Raw genomic sequence first — 18,566 nt, 5'->3', positions numbered from 1 at the left:
CACCGGGCCGCCCCCTGGCCGCAGGCGCGCGAGACCGCCGCCCGCGCGGTCCGTGCCGGTGCCCGCCGCACCCCCGTCCCGGTGCCCCTCGACGCCGCCCTGGGCCTGGTGCTGGCCGTGCCGCTGACCGCCCTCACCGACCTGCCCTCCTTCGACACCTCCGCCATGGACGGCTGGGCGGTCGCCGGTCCCGGCCCCTGGGACGTACGCGACGAGGGCGTCCTGGCCGGGCACGGCGAGCCCGCGCCGCTGACCGACGGCGAGGCCGTACGGATCGCGACCGGTGCCCGCGTTCCGCAGGACACCACCGCCGTGCTGCGCAGCGAGTACGGCCGCACGGACGCCAAGGGCAGACTGCACGCCACCATCCCCCAAGCTCCCGGCTCCGCTCGAGCAGGGGGGACCCCCACGGCCGGGCCCGGGAAGGACATCCGTCCGCGCGGCCAGGAGTGCCGCAGCGGAGACCAGTTGCTGCCCATCGGCACCCTGGTGACCCCGGCCGTGCTCGGTCTCGCCGCGGCCGCCGGATACGACGCCCTCACCGTGGTCCCCCGTCCCCGAGTCGACCTCCTGATCCTCGGCGACGAACTGCTCACCGAGGGCCTGCCGTACGACGGCCGGATCCGGGACGCGCTCGGCCCGATGCTGCCGCCCTGGCTGCGGGCGCTGGGCGCCGAGGTCACTGCCGTGCGCCGGATCGGCGACGACGCCAAGGCCCTGCACAGGGCGGTCACCCGGTCCGGGGCCGATGTGATCGTCACCACCGGCGGAACCGCCGCCGGCCCGGCCGACCACGTCCACCCCACCCTGCGCCGCATCGGCGCCGAGCTGCTGGTGAACGGCGTCGAGGTGCGCCCCGGCCACCCCATGCTGCTGGCCCGCACCAAGGAGAACCAGCATCTCGTCGGTCTGCCCGGCAACCCGCTCGCGGCTGTCTCCGGCCTGCTGACGCTCGCCGAGCCCCTGCTGCGCACGCTGGCCGCGCGCCCGGCCCCGGAGCCGTACACGCTGCCCCTGCGGGAGGCGGTGCACGGGCACCCGTACGACACCCGGCTCGTGCCGGTCGTGCTGCGCGGCGACCATGCCGTCCCGCTGCACTACAACGGCCCCGCGATGCTGCGCGGTGTCGCGGCGGCCGATGCTCTCGCCGTCGTACCACCGGGTGGCGTCCGGCCGGGTCAGGAGGCCGAACTCCTCGACCTGCCCTGGGCCGCCGCCGGGATCGGGGTGTGTTTCACGTGAAACTTCCGGGCCATGATGCGATCGCCCGCCAGGCGGACGAACATCTCGTGACCCATCGGGTGAAGCTTCCGCGGAAAATCGTGGAGCGCCCGATACGTCAGGTCGGCAAACGACTGTCCATCGCGCTGCTGGTGCTGTGCCTGACCATTGTGATCGTCTATATCGATCGTGACGGGTACCAGGACGGCGGGAAGGACGCCCCGATGGACCTCATCGCCGCGGCGTACTACGCGACGGTGACCCTCTCCACCACCGGATACGGCGACATCACCCCCGTCAGCGACAGCGCGCGGCTCGTCAACATCTTCGTCATCACACCGCTGCGTGTGGTCTTTCTGATCATCCTGGTCGGCACCACGCTCGAGGTCCTCACCGAACGCACCCGTGAGGAATGGCGTTTGAATCGCTGGAGGTCCACTTTGCGCGATCACACCATCGTCGTCGGATTCGGCACGAAGGGCAGGTCGGCGCTCCGGACCGTCTGTGCGGCCGGACTGAAGAAGCAGCAGGTCGTCGTGGTCGACCCCAGTTCCAAGGTGATCGACGCGGCCACGGCGGACGGATACGCGGGCGTGGTCGGGGACGCCACCCGCAGCGAGGTGCTCGAGCGGGCCGAGGTGCGGCGGGCGCGGCAGATCATCGTCGCGACCCAGCGGGACGACACTGCCGTGCTGGTGACGCTGACGGCCCGGCAGCTCAACCGGGCGGCGAAGATCGTCGCGGCGGTGCGGGAGGAGGAGAACGCGCCGCTGCTCAAGCAGTCCGGGGCCGACGCCGTCGTCACCAGCGCGAGCGCCGCGGGACGGCTGCTCGGGCTGTCCGTGCTCAGCCCGGCCGCGAGCGTGGTGCTGGAGGACCTCATTCAGCAGGGCAGCGGCCTGGACATCGTCGAACGACCCGTCATAAGGGCCGAGGTGGGGCAGGACCCGCGGGAGATGGACGACCTGGTGGTGAGCGTCCTGCGCGGGCACCGGGTGCTGGCCTACGACGACCCGACCGTACGGGAACTGCAGTTGACCGACCGTCTGATCACCATTGTCCGGACCACGCCGGGCACGAGGGTCATCCCGGACACACGACCGCTTCCCCAGGACTGAGGTCGGGGCCGGGACGAGGGAAGCAGTAGCGTCGGACCCATGCATGCGATCACGATTCCCGAACCCGGTGGACCCGAGGTGCTGGTGTGGGACGAGGTGCCGGACCCGGTACCCGGCGAGGGGGAGGTGCTGGTCGAGGTGGCGGCCAGTGCCGTCAACCGGGCCGACATCCTGCAGCGGCAGGGCTTCTACGACCCTCCGCCCGGCGCCTCCCGCCATCCCGGCCTGGAGTGCTCCGGGCGGATCGCCGCACTCGGGCCCGGCGTGTCCGGCTGGGCCGTCGGCGACGAGGTGTGCGCGCTGCTCTCGGGCGGCGGCTACGCCGAGAAGGTCGCCGTGCCGGCCGGTCAGCTGCTGCCCCTCCCCGCGGGCGTCGACCTGAAGCAGGCCGCGGCACTGCCCGAGGTGACCTGCACCGTCTGGTCCAACGTCTTCATGGTCGCCCACCTGCGCCCCGGCGAGACGCTGCTCGTGCACGGCGGCTCCAGCGGCATCGGCACCATGGCGATCCAGCTCGCCCGGGCCGCCGGCGCCAGGGTCGCCGTCACCGCGGGCACCGAGGAGAAGCTCGAGCGCTGCGCCGAACTGGGCGCCGAGATCCTGGTCAACTATCGCGAGCAGGACTTCGTCGAGGAGATCCGGCGGGCCACGGACGGGGCCGGCGCCGACGTGATCCTCGACAACATGGGCGCCAAGTACCTGGACCGCAACGTACGGGCCCTCGCCGTCAACGGCCGGCTCGCGATCATCGGCATGCAGGGCGGGACCAGGGGCGAGCTGAACATCGGCGCCCTGCTCAGCAAGCGGGCCGCGATCAGCGCGACCTCGCTGCGTGCCCGCCCGCTCGGCGAGAAGGCGGCCATCGTCGCCGCCGTACGCGAACACGTCTGGCCGCTGCTCGCCGACGGCCACGTCCGGCCGGTCGTCGACCGGGAGGTGCCGATGAGCGACGCCGCGGCCGCCCACCGGCTGGTGGAGGAGAGCGGCCACATCGGCAAGGTGCTCCTGGTGACGCCCTAACCCTGGCCCTGGCCCTGGCCCTAGTCCTGGCCCTAGTCCTGGCCCTAGTCCTGGCCCTGGTCCTGGCCCCGGCGCAGGCGGAGGGCGACGAACGCGAGCCCGAGACCGAGGCCGATCAGGACCAGTCCACTGCCCAGGGGCAGTATCCGCAGCATGGGCCCGGTCTCGGGGCCGGGCCGCGGGACGGGCACGGGGGCGGGGCTGTCCGGGGGCCCGGTCGTCACGGGAGCGGCCTGCTGCGGTGAGGGGGCAGCGGGCGACACCCCCGGGCTGCCGTCCGCGCTTCCGGGGGCCTCGCCGCCGTCGTCCTTCCCCGGTCCTGCCGTGTCGTCGCTCTCCGCTTCCGTCTCCCGCGGGTGCGGCCGCTCCCGCCCCACACCTGGCCGGCTCTCGCGCCGCGAAGGGCCGGCGGAGGGCGAGGGTGGGGGCGACGCCGGGACCGAGGGCGATGCCGAGGGCTCGTGGGGCGATGCCGAGGACTCGTGGGACGATGCGGTGGCGTCCGAGGGCGTGGGCGCCGCGTCGTACGCCGAGGCGGAACCGCCGGACAGGGCGGCCGCTCCCAGCACGATCAGCAGCCCTGTCGCGCGCAGCGGAACGCGCAGCCGTGGAGTCACGCGACCACACTCACATCACTGGACCAATCCGGCATTCCGTGATCGGCCGCCGGGGCGAACCCGCTGCACAATCCGGTTATGTCACTACGTCACGGGCTGCTGGCGCTCCTGGAGGGCGGCCCCCGCCACGGATCCCGGCTGCGCACCGAGTTCCAGGCGCGCACGGGGTCGGCCCGGCCGCCGGACATCGGCCGGGTCCGCTCCGCGCTCGGCCGCCTGGAACACGACGGCATGATCACCCATGAGGGCGTGGACGGGGCCGGCCGGATGCTGTACGCGCTGACGGAGGCGGGCCGCGCCGAGCTGCGGGCCTGGTACGCGCGGCCCGTGGAGCGGACCGGCCCGCCGCGCGACGAGCTGACGGTCAAGCTGATGCTGGCGGTGGGGGCGCCCGGCGTGGACGTGCGGCAGGTCATCGAGACGCAGCGCCGGCACGTCTCCGAGACGCTGCACGACCACGTACGGCAGCGGGCCGAGGCACTGTCGCACCACCCGAGAAGCCCCGACGAGGTGGCCCGCCTGCTGCTCCTGGAGCAGCAGGTCTGTCACGCCGAGGCGGAGGCCCGCTGGCTGGACCACTGCGAGGCCCGCCTGCTGCGCCTGGGCCTTCCGAGGGACACGGGAGCGGAGAAGTGACGTGGTGGATCACCCGGCGCGGGGGGCACCACGAAAGGGGGACGCACGGATGCGAGAGAATGGCGGCATGGAGATGCCGAGGAACGAACGGTCGCCGGAGAATCCGCAGATCCTGGTCGTGGGCCAGGACGGTATGGCGCTCGGCGGCGGAGGGGACGACGACTCCCGCGAGACCCCGGTGACGGAGCAGGTTGAGCAGCCCGCGAAGGTCATGCGGATCGGCAGCATGATCAAGCAGCTTCTCGAAGAGGTGCGCGCGGCTCCCCTGGACGAGGCGAGCCGGAACCGGCTGAAGGAGATCCACGCCAGCTCGGTCAAGGAGCTGGAGGACGGCCTGGCGCCGGAGCTCGTGGAGGAGCTGGAGCGGCTCTCCCTGCCGTTCACCGACGAGGGGACCCCCAGCGATGCCGAACTGCGCATCGCGCAGGCGCAGTTGGTGGGCTGGCTGGAGGGCCTCTTCCACGGGATCCAGACGACCCTGTTCGCCCAGCAGATGGCCGCCCGCGCCCAGTTGGAGCAGATGCGCCGCGCCCTGCCCCCGGGCCTCGGCCACGACGGCGGTGACGACCACCGCACGGGCGGCCGTCAGGGGGGCCCGTACCTGTAGGTCACCTGTGGATCACCTGTAGGTCATGAGCCTACTCGTACCAGGGCCCGGCAGCATCCTGCCGGGCCCCTTTCCATGACTGCTCTGTCAGGAGGGCGGGTTGCCGGTCGAGACGCTGAGTTCGATCTCGGGCATGTTCTTCGGGTCGACGTCCGTGCCGGCGGAGGGGAACTGGTTCATGACCGTGCCCTCGCCGTAGGTGTTCTCGTCCTCCTGCTTGAGCTTCATGCGCCAGCCCGCGGCCTGGAAGCACTCCTTGACCGACCCGAGGTACTTGAAGTGGAAGTCCGGGACCCGGATCTTGTCCGGGTCGTTGTACGACTTCTGCGGCTCCCTGCACTCGTCGGCGTCGATCGTCTTCGACTTGTCCGGCCCGCGGTGGCCCGCGACCACCGACGGGGACGCGGTGACGGTGCTGTCACCACCCCCCGCGCTGTTGTCCCCGCCGCCGTTGTTCAGGGCCAGCGCGACGATCAGGCCGACGACCGCGATGACGGCGACGGCGACCGACCCGATGATCACCGGCTTGTTGCTCCTGCCGCCGCCCGGCCCGGGCGTGTGCTGGATCGGGACGGTGTACGGCGGCGGGGTCGGAGCCTGGGCCGGCTGGGCGTACGGCGACGCGGCGGACGTCTGGTAGCCGGCCTGCTGCGGGTAGCCGTACCCCTGGGCCGGGACAGGTGCGCCGGTGCTGTACGGGTTGGGTGCCGGGGCCGGCTGGTACGGCGTCTGCACGTTGCCCGTGGGGGCCGGGGCCGTCTGGTCGACGGGCGGGAAGACCGCGGAGCCGACGCCCGCGCCGCTGGGTGTCTGGGCGCCGGGGACGATGCTGGGCGGGGCCGCCTGGAAGGAGGCCGCCACGCGCAGGCACTCGTCGCGCATGGACTCGGCGTTCGGGAAGCGCTCGTTTGGGTTCTTCCGCAGCGCGCGGGCGACCAGCGCGTCCACCGCCGGGGGCAGCGAGCGGTTGACCGAGGAGGGCGCGACCGGTTCCTCCTGCACATGCGCGTAGGCGAGGGCGAGCGGCGAGTCCGCGTCGAACGGCAGCCGTCCGGTGACCAGTTGGAACAGCATGATGCCGACCGAGTACAGGTCGGAGCGGGCGTCCACGCCCCGGCCGAGGGCCTGCTCCGGGGAGAGGTACTGCGGGGTGCCCACGACCATGCCGGTCTGGGTCATCGAGGTCACGCCGGACTGCATGGCGCGGGCGATGCCGAAGTCCATGACCTTGACCACGCCGCGCTTGGTCATCATCACGTTGCCCGGCTTGATGTCGCGGTGGACCAGGCCCATCTCGTGGCTGATCTCCAGGGCGGCGAGCACGTCCGCGGTGATCCTCAGGGCCTTGTCGGCGGGCATCGCGCCCTGCTGCCGGATGTCCTCCTCCAGCACCGAGCCCAGGGGGCGGCCCTCGACGTACTCCATGACGATGTACGGCATCGGCGTGCCGTCCCCCGCGTCGGAGCCGCTGGTGGACAGCGTGTCCTCGCCGGTGTCGAACACCGAGACGATGTTCGTGTGCGTGAGTTTCGCCACTGCCTGGGCCTCGCGGCGGAACCGTTCGCGGAAGGCCGGTTCCTGGCTGAGCGTGGTGTGGAGTGTCTTGATGGCGACCTGACGGTCGAGCACGGAGTCGTAGGCGAGGTGCACCGAGGCCATGCCGCCCTCGCCGAGCAGGTCGCGCAGCTGGTAGCGGCCGTCGGCCAGGGCCCGCCCCGCGTAGCGGCCGTGTGCGCCGTCCTGGCTCATGTCTCCGTGTCCCCCACCGGGCCGCCGGGCGCCCTCGTTGATCGAATGAGTCATTCCCGGCCAAGTCTGCCCCAGGGCACCGACACGTCAAGCTCGGTGCCCGTTCCGTGACCGTACGCGAAGGAACCGTCGTGGAAGCGTTACAGCGGCCGTACGGCCGCTGCACGGGATTTGCACGACGGTACCCGCACGGGGTTTCATGGCCGGTCCGTCTCGGGCCGGTTTCCGCAGCGGTCGCCACCACGGTCCTGGACCAACGGCTTGCGCGGAGCCTGTAGCGTGGCCGACGGAGACCGTGACAACACCGCGCGCACCGCGGGCAGAAACGACGGCGAGGACTGATGGCACAGCAGCAGCGCGCCCAGGGCCCGTCCGACCCCGAGGCGACTGGCGGCGGCATGTCGGACGCGCCGGAGATGTGGGGCAACGGCGGCCTGGTCGGCGACGGCCGGTACCGGCTGACGCACAGACTCGGCCGGGGCGGCATGGCCGAGGTGTTCGCCGCCGAGGACGTACGCCTGGGACGCACCGTCGCGGTCAAGCTGCTCCGTGCCGACCTGGCCGAAGACCCCACGTCCAAGGCCCGCTTCACCCGCGAGGCCCAGTCGGTGGCCGGGCTCAACCACCATGCGATCGTCGCCGTGTACGACTCCGGCGAGGACCAGGCGGGCGGCCAGGCCGTGCCGTACATCGTGATGGAGCTGGTCGAGGGCCGCACCATCCGCGACCTGCTGCTCACCGCGGAGGCGCCCGGCCCCGAGCAGGCGCTGATCATCGTCTCGGGCGTCCTGGAGGCGCTGGCCTACTCGCACCAGCACGGGATCGTGCACCGCGACATCAAGCCCGCCAACGTCATCATCACCGACAACGGCGCCGTGAAGGTGATGGACTTCGGCATCGCCCGCGCCCTGCACGGCGCGTCCACGACGATGACGCAGACCGGCATGGTCATGGGCACCCCGCAGTACCTCTCCCCGGAGCAGGCCCTCGGCAAGGCCGTCGACTACCGCTCCGACCTGTATGCGACGGGCTGCCTGCTGTACGAACTGCTCGCGCTGCGGCCCCCGTTCACCGGCGAGACCCCGCTGTCGGTGGTCTACCAGCACGTCCAGGACATGCCGGTGCCGCCGTCCCAGGTCGCCGGCGGCACCTGTCCGCCGGAGCTCGACGGTCTGGTCATGCGGTCGCTGGCCAAAGAGCCCGACGACCGTTTCCAGACGGCCGAGGAGATGCGCGGGCTGATCCAGTACGGGCTGCAGATGCTGTACGACCAGGGCGGCCACACCGGCACCTGGAACACCGGCCCGGTGGATACGTACGACGCCCGGCACGCTCCGGCGGCGGGCTTCGCCGGTACGACCGTGATGCCGCACGCCGGCGACCCCGGCTCGGGCACCACGCAGATCCCGCAGCCGATCCTGCCCGCCGCATACGGCAACGGCGACGACGGCGGCTTCGAGGGACACGGCAACAAGGGAAGTGGCCGCGGCAAGCTGTGGATCCTCGCCGTGCTCGCGGTGATCGCCGTCGTGGCGGGCGTGGCACTGGCGCTGAACAAGACCGGCGACACCGGCACCGGCGGCGGCACCGGCACCAGCCAGTCGCCCACGAGTAAGCCGTCCGAGGACGACACCGAGCCGAGCGCCACACCGAGCGACACCTCGAACGAGCAGCCGTCGGACACGTCCACGGGCCGGGGTGACGGCTCGGGCGGGGGCGGCTGGAACTACACGCCGTCCTACCAGCCGTCGTACACCCCGTCCGAGCCGTCCGACGACCAGCCCACCCACGAGCCGTCCAACCCGCAGACCTCCAGCACCCCGTCCGAACCGGTGACCCCCTCGGCGTCCCAGGACCCGGACGGTCCGCCCGACGGGTCGGGCGACAGCGGCGGTGACAGCAGCGGTACGTCCCAGGGAGGGGCGGCGAACCAGGGAAGCGGCACCTGATCCTCCCGCGGGCCGCTCACTCCGCGAACGCCCCGCACACCGCGTCGTACTCCCGTGTCCACCACACCGCGAGCGCCGAGGCGGCCGGGAACTGGGGGTCCGCGCGCCTGTCGCCGCGCTCGTAGTGCCAGCGCAGCATCCAGAAGTCGTTCAGGCGCTCCCACCACACGCGGTGCACGGCCGCCGCGAGTTCCGAGGGCGTGACGCCGGCCGTGCGGCGGTACGCGCGTGCGTACGCCCTGACTTTCGGCAGGTCCAGGGTGCCGGCGGGCCGGACGAAGAAGATCGCGGCGGCGCGTACCGCCTCCTCCGCGCGCGGCTGCACGCCGAGCCGGTCCCAGTCGACGATCGCGGCGGGAGCGTCCCCCTGGTAGAGCAGGTTGTACGGGTGGAAGTCGCCGTGCACCCAGCCGACCGGGCCGCCGGGCGGGGGACGCCGGTCGGCGTGCCGTTCCAGAAGCGCCCGGCGCTCCAGGAGCCGGTGCCGGGCCAGCTCGTCGAAGGCGTCCGCGGGGCGGTGGCGGCGGACGTGGGCGAGCAGGTCGTCGATCAGCGTGAAGGTGTCGGCGGGATCGGCGCTCTCCACGGGGTGGGGGCTCGCGGCGGGGCGGGTCCGTCCCTTGGGTGGCATCACGCGCTCCAGACAGGCGTGCACGGCCCCCAGCAGTGCCCCCAGGCGGACGCACTGCCCCGTGGAGAGCTGGCCGCCATGGCGGTGCCGGCCGTCGATCCAGGGGTGCAGGGCGTAGGCGTGGCCGCCGACGACGGCGACCGTGCGCCCGTCGCGGCCGGCCAGCGGCGGTGCCACCGGGACGCCGAGGTCGGCCAGGCGCTGGGTGGCCCGGTGCTGGCGGGCGATGGCGGCCGGGTCGGCGGTGTCCGGATCGAAGTGGTGCTTGAGGAAGTAGCGGCCGCGGGTGGTGCACAGCCGGTAGCCGCGGTTGAGCAGGCCCTGGTCGACCGGCTCGCAGGTGAGGGCGGAACCGGCGGCGTACTGGCGCAGCAAGGTGCTCAGAGGGGGCGCGTGGGGCATGGGGGGTGGTACACAAGGGCGCGGCACGCGCCAGATGCTAGGGCACCGGAGGAGGCTGTGAGCTGGGCGTTGTCACAGACAGTCGTCAATAGTCGCTTTCGGTCACAACGGGTCGCGGTGTCGCTTTCCGTCACGCGCCGCGCGCCGAATCGCCGGCTGCCCGGAGAGGTCCGCCAACAAGAGCAGTTCCGGCCATTTGTCAACCCTTCCCGACTCAGGGGTGGCCGGGATAGCGTGCCGGTGTTCCGGCCCTCTGCACGGTTGTGACCAGCGGCTGCCCCGACGCCCGGCGCGGTACTTGGACGTCCAAGGAAAAGTACTTGGAAATCCAAGGAAACGCGCAGGTCAGAGGGGTTTCCCAGAAATGTGGAGCACTGGGTAACGTGACTGCTGCAGGGCGCTCGCCGGGGCACCTGTCACGCCTGTTCCCGGCCGAGCGGCACCCACCCCGTGCCCCGTGGTCCGGAACAGGTGAGCCTCCCCCAAGCTCTAACGAGCAGGGGGGACCCCCAGGCCCACCGGCAACCCCGGGGGCCGGACCGACGGAGGAGCACACGTGACCGTGGAGAGCACTGCCGCGCGCACACCGCGACGCAGCGCCGGAAGCAAGGCCGGTTCGACCGGTACGAAAGCCGCCGGCACCAGGAGCCGCGCCCGCGCCAAGAAGGGCGCCGACCCCGAACTCGTTCAGCTGCTGACGCCCGAGGGCAAGCGCGTCAAGAACGCCGAGTACGACAAGTACGTCGCCGGCATCACCGCCGAAGAGCTCCGTGGTCTGTACCGCGACATGGTGCTCACCCGCCGCTTCGACGCCGAGGCCACCTCCCTGCAGCGTCAGGGCGAACTGGGTCTGTGGGCCTCGCTGCTCGGCCAGGAGGCCGCCCAGATCGGCTCCGGCCGGGCGCTGCGCGACGACGACTACGTCTTCCCGACCTACCGGGAGCACGGCGTCGCCTGGTGCCGCGGGGTCGACCCGACCAACCTGCTCGGCATGTTCCGGGGGGTGAACAACGGCGGCTGGGACCCGAACAGCAACAACTTCCACCTCTACACGATCGTCATCGGCTCCCAGACGCTGCACGCCACCGGCTACGCGATGGGCATCGCCAAGGACGGCGCGGACTCCGCGGTCGTCGCCTACTTCGGCGACGGCGCCTCCAGCCAGGGCGACGTGGCCGAGTCCTTCACCTTCTCCGCGGTCTACAACGCCCCCGTGGTGTTCTTCTGCCAGAACAACCAGTGGGCGATCTCCGAGCCGACCGAGAAGCAGACCCGGGTGCCGCTCTACCAGCGCGCGCGGGGCTTCGGCTTCCCCGGCGTCCGCGTCGACGGCAACGACGTGCTGGCCTGCCTCGCGGTCACCAAGTGGGCGCTGGAGCGTGCCCGCGACGGCGAGGGCCCCACCCTGGTCGAGGCGTACACCTACCGCATGGGCGCCCACACCACCTCCGACGACCCCACCCGCTACCGGAGCGATGAGGAGCGCCTGGCCTGGGAGGCGAAGGACCCGATCCTGCGCCTTCGCCGCTACCTGGAGTCCGAAAACCACGCGGACGAGGGATTCTTCACGGAACTCGAGGCCGAGAGCGAAGCGTTGGGCAAACGAGTGCGCGAAGCGGTCCGTGCGATGCCCGACCCGGACGACTTCGCCATCTTCGAGAACGTGTACGCGGACGGGCACGCGCTCGTCGACGAGGAGCGCGCCCAGTTCGCCGCCTACCAGGCGTCGTTCGCGACTGAGTCCGACAGCGGCTTCGCCGCGGGAGAGGGGGTCTGACATGGCAGCGGAGGCTGTGACCTTGAAGAACCTGGCCCTGGCCAAGGCGATCAACGAATCGCTGCGCCGCGCCCTGGAGTCCGACCCCAAGGTCCTGATCATGGGCGAGGACGTCGGCAAGCTCGGTGGCGTGTTCCGGGTGACGGACGGTCTGCAGAAGGACTTCGGCGAGAGCCGGGTCATCGACACCCCCCTCGCCGAGTCCGGCATCGTCGGCACCGCGATCGGTCTCGCCCTGCGCGGCTACCGCCCGGTGGTCGAGATCCAGTTCGACGGCTTCGTCTTCCCGGCGTACGACCAGATCGTCACCCAGCTGGCGAAGATGCACGCCCGCGCGCTGGGCAAGGTCAAGCTGCCGGTCGTCGTCCGCATCCCCTACGGCGGCGGCATCGGCGCGGTCGAGCACCACTCGGAGTCGCCGGAGGCGCTGTTCGCGCACGTGGCGGGCCTGAAGATCGTCTCCCCCTCCAACCCGTCGGACGCGTACTGGATGCTGCAGCAGGCCATCCAGAGCGACGATCCGGTGATCTACTTCGAGCCCAAGCGGCGCTACTGGGACAAGGGCGAGGTCAGCACGGAGGCCATCCCGGGTCCGCTGCACAAGGCGCGGGTCGTGCGCGAGGGCACGGACCTGACCCTGGCGGCCTACGGCCCGATGGTGAAGCTCTGCCACGAGGTCGCCGCCGCGGCCGCCGAGGAGGGCAAGTCCCTGGAGGTCCTGGACCTGCGCTCGGTGTCCCCGCTGGACTTCGACTCGATCCAGGCGTCGGTGGAGAAGACCCGCCGCCTGGTGGTGGTCCACGAGGCACCGGTGTTCTTCGGCTCCGGCGCGGAGATCGCCGCCCGGATCACCGAGCGCTGCTTCTACCACCTGGAGGCTCCGGTGCTGCGGGTCGGCGGCTATCACGCGCCGTACCCGCCGGCCCGCCTGGAGGAGGCGTACCTGCCGGACCTGGACCGCGTGCTCGACGCCGTCGACCGCTCGCTGGCGTACTGAGGAGAGGTTCGTGACGACGATGACCGATGCGTCCGTGCGCGAGTTCAAGATGCCGGATGTCGGCGAGGGCCTGACCGAGGCGGAGATCCTCAAGTGGTACGTCCAGGTCGGTGACACGGTCACCGACGGCCAGGTGGTCTGCGAGGTCGAGACGGCCAAGGCCGCCGTCGAACTGCCCATCCCCTACGACGGCGTGGTGCGCGAGCTGCACTTCCCCGAGGGCACCACGGTGGACGTGGGCACGTCCATCATCGCGGTGGAGGTGGCGGGCGCGGCGCCGGCGGGGGTCCCGGCGCAGGCCCCGGCGGCCGAGCCGAGGGCGGAGCAGGAGCCGAAGGCGGAGGGCCGCCAGCCGGTCCTGGTGGGCTACGGCGTCTCGACGTCCTCCACCAAGCGCCGCCCGCGCAAGGGTCCGGAGGTCGCGGTCGCCCAGGCGTCGACGGCGATCCAGACCGAGCTGAACGGCCACGGCACCCCCGCCGCCGCTCCCGAGGCGAGGCCCCGCCCGCTGGCGAAGCCGCCGGTGCGCAAGCTGGCCAAGGACCTGGGCGTGGACCTGGCGACGGTGGTCCCGTCCGGTCCGGACGGCATCATCACGCGCGAGGACGTGCACGCGGCGGTGTCGGCGACGGCGACGGCACCCTCGGCGCCGGCTGCCGCTCCGGCGGCGGAAGCCCCGGTGACCCGGGCCCCGGCACCCGTGCCGTCGTACGACACGGCCCGCGAGACCCGCGTCCCCGTGAAGGGCGTCCGCAAGGCGACGGCGGCGGCGATGGTCGGCTCGGCGTTCACCGCTCCGCACGTCACGGAGTTCGTGACGGTGGACGTGACGCGCACGATGAAGCTCGTCGAGGAGCTGAAGCAGGACAAGGAGTTCGCGGGCCTGCGCGTGAACCCCCTGCTGCTGATCGCCAAGGCCCTCCTGGTCGCCATCAGGCGCAACCCGGACATCAACGCCTCCTGGGACGAGGCGGCCCAGGAGATCGTGGTCAAGCACTACGTCAACCTGGGCATCGCCGCGGCCACCCCGCGGGGCCTGATCGTCCCGAACATCAAGGACGCCCACGCCAGGACGCTCCCGCAGCTCGCGGAGGCACTCGGCGAGCTGGTGGCGACGGCGAGGGAGGGCAGGACGTCCCCCGCCGCCATGCAGGGCGGCACGGTCACGATCACCAACGTCGGCGTCTTCGGCGTCGACACCGGCACGCCGATCCTCAACCCCGGCGAGTCCGCGATCCTCGCGGTCGGTGCGATCAAGCTCCAGCCGTGGGTCCACAAGGGCAAGGTCAAGCCCCGCCAGGTCACCACCCTGGCCCTCTCCTTCGACCACCGCCTGGTCGACGGCGAACTGGGCTCGAAGGTCCTGTCGGACGTGGCCGCGATCCTGGAACAGCCGAAGCGGCTGATCACCTGGGCGTGACCGTCCGGGTTCGGTAGCCTCAGAGGCCTGGAGGGAACGGCCGCAACTTCGGAATGCGGCCGCTCCCTCCGCTGTTCCTGCCCCGGAGTCCTGGTCAGGAATGCTTGAGGTTCTGATCAGCCCTGGTTGAGCACATACACGGGCGCCCCGTCCTCCGCCCCACCCCGTGACCGGATGCAGGCGTGCTTGCGCAGCATGCGCAGGCATTCGTTGACGCGGCGCACCGACAGCCCCGTACGGGAAGCGATCGATTCGAGCGGCTCTCGGAGCTCACCCTTCTCGACGAGAACCGGGGCGATCACCACGGCCACCGTCCAGACGTCCTCCGTCACGGACAGCCGTTGCCGCCAGTCGGCCAGCACGGACTCCGTGGTGAGTGTGACGGAGAGGGTGCCGCCGGGCGCCGGGCGGTCGAGGGCCAGGGAGTCGAGCCGGTCCGCGATGCGCCCCATGGCCTGGGCGACGGCTTCCTGCGCCGCGAGCGTGGCGCGCTGCGTGGCGAGCATCTCCCTTTGCAACGCGAGCGATTCACGCTGTGCGGCCGCAAGCTCCTGGTCGATCTGCAGGTTGTGCGCCTCGAGCTTGACGATGGCCTCCGCGACCTGCTCCGGCATGGCGTACGCGATGGGAGCACCGGGCTCGACGGGCTGTACCTCGGCCTCTTCCAAGGTGTAGGAGCCCTCCCGCTGCACGGTCTCGATCACCTCGGCGACCCACTGCTTGAAGGGGGCGCAGGCCGGCTTCGTGCAGGCGTTGACGAGGAGGATCAGACCTTGCAGGTCGATGAGTTGCAAGTCTCGACGCCAGCTCCTGCCTGCGGGAATGCTGAGACCGTAACTTCCAGTTACGGTCTCGAGCATCTCTCGGTGCTCTTCGGGCACGTGGTCGGAGAGTGCCTTCCGAGAGTTGGTGTGCCCCAACCGCTTGCAGACGTCCACCGCCGGGAACCAGTGGCTTCCGTCCGGCATGGTCAGCCTCCGGACCCGCTCCCCGGTCGCCGCGTAGACGAAATCGCTGATGTCGATCGCCCCGTGCCGTTCGGCGGAGTCGGGCCGCTTGCTCGGTTCGTTCATGTGAACCACCTCCGCCGCGGAACGTAGAGCGGAGGAAATCGAATATGCCAGCTCCTTCGGGGATGTTCACGATTGCGAGCGAAGATCGCCGATACTGGCGCATCGATTGACCGGAGTGTGCATGACGGGCCCGCCGCCGGTCGCCGGCGGCGGGCCCGTTGCGCGGGTGAGCGGGGGTCAGCCCAGCTTGGCGAAGCCGTAGTTCAGGATCTTCGTGGAGTCCGTGGAGCGCTGTGCGGCGGACGAGGAGGCGAGGACGGTGCCGATGACCGTCTTGCCGTTGCGGGTGGCGGCGAAGACCAGGCAGTACTTGGCCACGGCGCCGGAACCCGTCTTCACGCCGATGGCGCCCTTGTAGCTGCTGAGCAGCGTGTTGGTGTTCGTCCACTTCGCCATCGTGCGGGTGCTGCCCGTCTTGGTGATGGTCTTGGCCGTGTACGACTTCGTCTTCACGACCGTGCGGAACGTGGAGTTCTTCAACGCGCTGCGCGTGAGTTTCGTCAGGTCGCGCGGCGTCGAGTAGTTGTTGCCCTTGCCGATGCCGTCGAACGAGTCGAAGCGCGTGTTCGTCATGCCGAGGTTCTTGGCGGTGGTGTTCATCTTGCCGATGAACGACTTCACCCGCGCGTCCCGCGTCGAGCCCGTGCCGAACTTGTCGGCCAGCGCGTACGCGGCGTCGCAGCCCGAGGGCAGCATCAGGCCGTACAGCAGCTGACGGACGGTCACCTTGTCGCCGACGATCAGATGGGCCTGGGAGGCGTTGTTCCTGACGACGTAGTCGCTGTACGCCTTCTGGATGGTGACCTTGGCGTCGAGGTTCAGCTTGGGCTGCGCCAGCACGACCTTGGCGGTCATGATCTTCGTGGTGGAACCGGTGGAAAGCCTGGTGTCCGCGGCCTTCGTGTACAGCGACTTGCCGGTCGCGCTGTCCATCGCGTAGCCGCCCTTGGCCACGATCGACGGCTTGGTGACGGCGGCTTGCGCGGGTGCCGCGGTGAGGGCCCCGGTGGCGAGCACGGCGCCGGCGGTCACGGCGACGGCGGCGGCTCTGCGGATACGGATGCCCTGGATGCCGGTTTTCAAGTGAGGTACCCCGATTGTATCGAATGACCCTTCGGTGCGGCAGAGTTGAGTGCCCACAGGAGTGGGGCCGCGTCTGTCTGACTCGTAGTCGGCGCGGATGGTTGTGCGGCTGTCGGGGCGTTTTTTCTCACGGGCCGGCCCGTCCGCATGCCGGACGGGCCGCGCCATGCGTACGTCTTGTATCTATGCTGTGGACATGAGCCTGACCGTGAAGCAACCCCCCGCCGCCGACCGCGTCTACACCCACGTCAAACAAGCCGTCCTGGACCGCCGCTACGAGGGCGGGACGCTGCTGACCGAGGGAGAGCTGGCCGAGGCCGTCGGGGTCTCGCGCACGCCCGTGCGCGAGGCGCTGCTGCGGCTGGAGGTCGAGGGGCTCATCAAGCTCTACCCGAAGAAGGGAGCCCTCGTCCTGCCGGTCTCCGCACAGGAGATCGCCGACGTCGTCGAGACCCGGCAGCTGGTCGAGGAACACGCGGCCAGAAAGGCCGTACCCGCACCACCCGGGCTCATCGAGCGCCTCGAGGAACTGCTCGAGAAGCAGAAGGAGCAGGCCGAGGCCGGCGACTTCGCCGGGGCCGCCGTCACCGACCGCTGCTTCCACGCCGAGATCGTCCGCAGCGGCGGAAACGAGATCCTGTCGCGGCTGTACGACCAGTTGCGCGACCGGCAGCTGCGCATGGGCGTCGCCGTCATGCACTCCCACCCCGACCGGATCGCCAAGACGCTCGCCGAGCACGAGGAGATCCTGGACGCGCTGCGCTCCGGGGACGCCGAGGCGGCCGTCGACATCGTGCACCGGCACGTCAGCTGGTTCTCCCACCTGGCGCGGGGTGAGGTCCGGTGAGCGCTCCGTCGGGTTCCGCCGCCTCCGCTTCCCTGCCCGGTGATCCGCCCGGCGGCCGGCGTGCCCTCGCCGTCTGGAGCATCGGCGTCGCCGTCTACTTCGTCGCCGTCATCTTCCGTACGTCCCTGGGCGTGGCCGGCCTCGACGCCGCCGACCGCTTCCGCGTGGGCGCCTCGGCGCTGTCGACGTTCTCGATCCTGCAGCTCCTCGTCTACGCCGGCATGCAGATACCCGTGGGCCTGCTCGTCGACCGGCTCGGCACCAAGAAGGTGCTGGCCATCGGCGCCGTACTCTTCACGGCCGGCCAGCTCGGCTTCGCCCTCTCGCCGTCGTACGGCACCGCGCTCGCCGCCCGCGCGCTGCTGGGCTGCGGTGACGCCATGACGTTCATCAGCGTGCTGCGGCTGGGCACCCGGTGGTTCCCCGCCCGGCGCGGGCCGTTGATCGCCCAGTTCGCCGCGCTGGCCGGGATGGCCGGCAACCTGGTGTCCACGTTGGTGCTGGCCCGGCTGCTGCACGGGGTGGGCTGGACGACCGCCTTCGCGGGCAGCGCGCTGGCCGGAGTGGTGGTGCTGGTGCTGCTGCTCCTGTTCCTCAAGGACCACCCCGAGGGCCACGAGCCGGAGCCGCTGCCGCACCGGGGCGCGGTGTACGTACGCCGGCAGATCGCCGCGTCCTGGCGGGAGCCGGGGACGAGGCTGGGGCTGTGGGTGCACTTCACCACGCAGTTCCCGGGGATGGTGTTCCTGCTGCTGTGGGGGCTGCCGTTCCTGGTCGAGGCGCAGGGGCTCACCCGGGCGACCGCCGGGGAGCTGCTCACGCTCGTCGTGCTGTCCAACATGGCCGTCGGCCTGGTGTACGGGCAGATCGTCGCCCGGCACCACGCGGCGCGGCTGCCGCTGGTGCTCGGCACGGTCGCGGCGACCGCGGCCCTGTGGGCGGTGACGCTGGCGTATCCCGGCGGGCCGGCGCCGATGTGGCTGCTGGTGGTGCTGTGCGTGGTGCTCGGGGCGTGCGGGCCGGCCTCGATGATCGGATTCGACTTCGCGCGGCCGGCGAATCCGCCGGAGCGGCAGGGGACCGCCTCCGGCATCACCAATATGGGAGGTTTCGTCGCCTCCATGGCGACGTTGTTCGCGGTGGGTGTGCTGTTGGACGGGACGGGGGGCGACTACGGGGTCGCGTTCTCGGTGGTGTTCGCTCTCCAGGCGCTCGGGGTGAGTCAGATTCTGCGGTTGCGGAAGCGGGTGGCCCGGCGGGAGCGGGAGCGGTTGGTTGCCAGCCGGGTGGAGACGGTGCACGTTCCCGTGTGACGGTGCCCGGTGTCGATGCGGGCGCGCTGGGGGCTGCCGCCCCCAGACCCCGCACCGGCCTGAACGGCCTCGCCCTCGATCTCCCCCGAGCTCTGCGAGCAGGAGG

General features: G+C 71.3%; 16 protein-coding genes. 11 read left to right on the top strand and 5 right to left on the bottom strand.

What is annotated here, in order from left to right:
* From DEP02_RS10290 to DEP02_RS10280, 3 genes are all read left to right on the top strand, one after another.
* Positions 1-1,242, top strand: a 1,242-nt coding sequence (locus tag DEP02_RS10290) for a molybdopterin molybdotransferase MoeA (RefSeq protein WP_112467030.1), incomplete at its 5' end; no start/stop codon positions are given.
* Entirely contained in the window at positions 1,239-2,339 is a 1,101-nt protein-coding gene (locus tag DEP02_RS10285; RefSeq protein WP_112467029.1) for a potassium channel family protein, read from the top strand. The genes DEP02_RS10290 and DEP02_RS10285, both read left to right, overlap by 4 nt.
* A 39-nt stretch (positions 2,340-2,378) precedes the next feature.
* The gene (locus DEP02_RS10280; RefSeq protein ID WP_112467028.1) at positions 2,379-3,359 is read left to right on the top strand and encodes an NAD(P)H-quinone oxidoreductase; all 981 of its coding nucleotides are present in this window, start codon (positions 2,379-2,381) and stop codon (positions 3,357-3,359) included.
* A gap of 44 nt (positions 3,360-3,403) precedes the next feature.
* On the opposite strand, the gene DEP02_RS33345 is transcribed toward DEP02_RS10280, so the two are convergent.
* On the bottom strand, positions 3,404-3,976 hold the full coding sequence (locus tag DEP02_RS33345) for a hypothetical protein (protein ID WP_157977409.1): 573 nt from the start codon (positions 3,974-3,976) through the stop codon (positions 3,404-3,406).
* Positions 3,977-4,054: 78 nt separating this feature from the next.
* Between DEP02_RS33345 and DEP02_RS10270 the strand changes: the two genes are divergently transcribed.
* Together DEP02_RS10270 and DEP02_RS10265 are read left to right on the top strand one after the other, a co-directional pair.
* A complete protein-coding gene (locus DEP02_RS10270) occupies positions 4,055-4,612 on the top strand; it encodes a PadR family transcriptional regulator (protein WP_112467026.1) in 558 nt (185 codons plus the stop codon).
* A gap of 67 nt (positions 4,613-4,679) precedes the next feature.
* Complete coding sequence (locus tag DEP02_RS10265) at positions 4,680-5,219, top strand: bacterial proteasome activator family protein (RefSeq protein ID WP_112467025.1); 540 nt, start codon at positions 4,680-4,682, stop codon at positions 5,217-5,219.
* A gap of 87 nt (positions 5,220-5,306) precedes the next feature.
* On the opposite strand, the gene DEP02_RS10260 is transcribed toward DEP02_RS10265, so the two are convergent.
* On the bottom strand, positions 5,307-6,968 hold the full coding sequence (locus tag DEP02_RS10260) for a protein kinase domain-containing protein (RefSeq protein ID WP_112467024.1): 1,662 nt from the start codon (positions 6,966-6,968) through the stop codon (positions 5,307-5,309).
* 341 nt (positions 6,969-7,309) lie between these two features.
* On the opposite strand from DEP02_RS10260, the gene DEP02_RS10255 reads away from it, so the two are divergent.
* Positions 7,310-8,917 (top strand): protein kinase domain-containing protein, encoded by a 1,608-nt coding sequence (locus DEP02_RS10255; RefSeq protein WP_112467023.1) that lies wholly within the window; start codon positions 7,310-7,312, stop codon positions 8,915-8,917.
* A gap of 16 nt (positions 8,918-8,933) precedes the next feature.
* Here DEP02_RS10255 and DEP02_RS10250 read toward each other — a convergent pair whose 3' ends face one another.
* Positions 8,934-9,950 (bottom strand): phosphotransferase, encoded by a 1,017-nt coding sequence (locus tag DEP02_RS10250; protein ID WP_198668372.1) that lies wholly within the window; start codon positions 9,948-9,950, stop codon positions 8,934-8,936.
* A gap of 556 nt (positions 9,951-10,506) precedes the next feature.
* Between DEP02_RS10250 and pdhA the strand changes: the two genes are divergently transcribed.
* Genes pdhA through DEP02_RS10235 form a run of 3 tightly spaced genes read left to right on the top strand, consistent with a single transcriptional unit; the run spans position 10,507 to position 14,144 of the window.
* Positions 10,507-11,727: a pyruvate dehydrogenase (acetyl-transferring) E1 component subunit alpha gene (gene pdhA, locus DEP02_RS10245; RefSeq protein ID WP_112467022.1), complete on the top strand. Its 1,221-nt coding sequence runs from the start codon at positions 10,507-10,509 to the stop codon at positions 11,725-11,727.
* A gap of 1 nt (position 11,728) precedes the next feature.
* Positions 11,729-12,724 carry an alpha-ketoacid dehydrogenase subunit beta gene (locus DEP02_RS10240; RefSeq protein ID WP_112467021.1) on the top strand — a complete coding sequence of 332 codons (996 nt, stop codon included), beginning with the start codon at positions 11,729-11,731 and terminating at the stop codon, positions 12,722-12,724.
* Between the two features lie 19 nt (positions 12,725-12,743).
* Positions 12,744-14,144, top strand: coding sequence for a dihydrolipoamide acetyltransferase family protein (locus tag DEP02_RS10235; protein WP_112467037.1), 1,401 nt, complete (start codon positions 12,744-12,746; stop codon positions 14,142-14,144).
* A gap of 116 nt (positions 14,145-14,260) precedes the next feature.
* Here the strand turns inward: DEP02_RS10235 and DEP02_RS10230 are convergent, their stop codons facing one another.
* Positions 14,261-15,217: a BRO-N domain-containing protein gene (locus DEP02_RS10230; RefSeq protein ID WP_112467020.1), complete on the bottom strand. Its 957-nt coding sequence runs from the start codon at positions 15,215-15,217 to the stop codon at positions 14,261-14,263.
* 177 nt (positions 15,218-15,394) lie between these two features.
* Positions 15,395-16,300, bottom strand: a complete 906-nt coding sequence (locus DEP02_RS10225; RefSeq protein WP_112467019.1) for a D-alanyl-D-alanine carboxypeptidase family protein — start codon at positions 16,298-16,300, stop codon at positions 15,395-15,397.
* Positions 16,301-16,496: 196 nt separating this feature from the next.
* Here DEP02_RS10225 and DEP02_RS10220 point away from each other — a divergent pair, with 196 nt between their 5' ends.
* Both DEP02_RS10220 and DEP02_RS10215 read left to right on the top strand, forming a co-directional pair.
* Entirely contained in the window at positions 16,497-17,147 is a 651-nt protein-coding gene (locus DEP02_RS10220) for a GntR family transcriptional regulator (protein ID WP_112467036.1), read from the top strand.
* On the top strand, positions 17,144-18,460 hold the full coding sequence (locus DEP02_RS10215) for an MFS transporter (protein WP_112467018.1): 1,317 nt from the start codon (positions 17,144-17,146) through the stop codon (positions 18,458-18,460). Before DEP02_RS10220 ends, DEP02_RS10215 begins: the two co-directional genes overlap by 4 nt.
* Positions 18,461-18,566 lie beyond the last annotated feature (106 nt).

Origin of the sequence: Streptomyces triticisoli (assembly GCF_003270085.1) — a bacterium.
Lineage (GTDB): Bacteria > Actinomycetota > Actinomycetes > Streptomycetales > Streptomycetaceae > Streptomyces > Streptomyces triticisoli.
This window is presented reverse-complemented; position numbering and strand designations above follow the sequence as displayed.

Coding starts and splice junctions, on each gene's coding strand:
- DEP02_RS10230 (WP_112467020.1), bottom strand. CDS start 15,217: ATGAACGAACCGAGCAAGCGGCCCGACTCCGCCGAACGGCACGGGGCG.
- DEP02_RS10265 (WP_112467025.1), top strand. CDS start 4,680: ATGGAGATGCCGAGGAACGAACGGTCGCCGGAGAATCCGCAGATCCTG.
- DEP02_RS10280 (WP_112467028.1), top strand. CDS start 2,379: ATGCATGCGATCACGATTCCCGAACCCGGTGGACCCGAGGTGCTGGTG.
- DEP02_RS10260 (WP_112467024.1), bottom strand. CDS start 6,968: ATGAGCCAGGACGGCGCACACGGCCGCTACGCGGGGCGGGCCCTGGCC.
- DEP02_RS10250 (WP_198668372.1), bottom strand. CDS start 9,950: ATGCCCCACGCGCCCCCTCTGAGCACCTTGCTGCGCCAGTACGCCGCC.
- DEP02_RS10255 (WP_112467023.1), top strand. CDS start 7,310: ATGGCACAGCAGCAGCGCGCCCAGGGCCCGTCCGACCCCGAGGCGACT.
- DEP02_RS10220 (WP_112467036.1), top strand. CDS start 16,497: ATGAGCCTGACCGTGAAGCAACCCCCCGCCGCCGACCGCGTCTACACC.
- DEP02_RS10240 (WP_112467021.1), top strand. CDS start 11,729: ATGGCAGCGGAGGCTGTGACCTTGAAGAACCTGGCCCTGGCCAAGGCG.
- DEP02_RS10235 (WP_112467037.1), top strand. CDS start 12,744: ATGACCGATGCGTCCGTGCGCGAGTTCAAGATGCCGGATGTCGGCGAG.
- DEP02_RS10270 (WP_112467026.1), top strand. CDS start 4,055: ATGTCACTACGTCACGGGCTGCTGGCGCTCCTGGAGGGCGGCCCCCGC.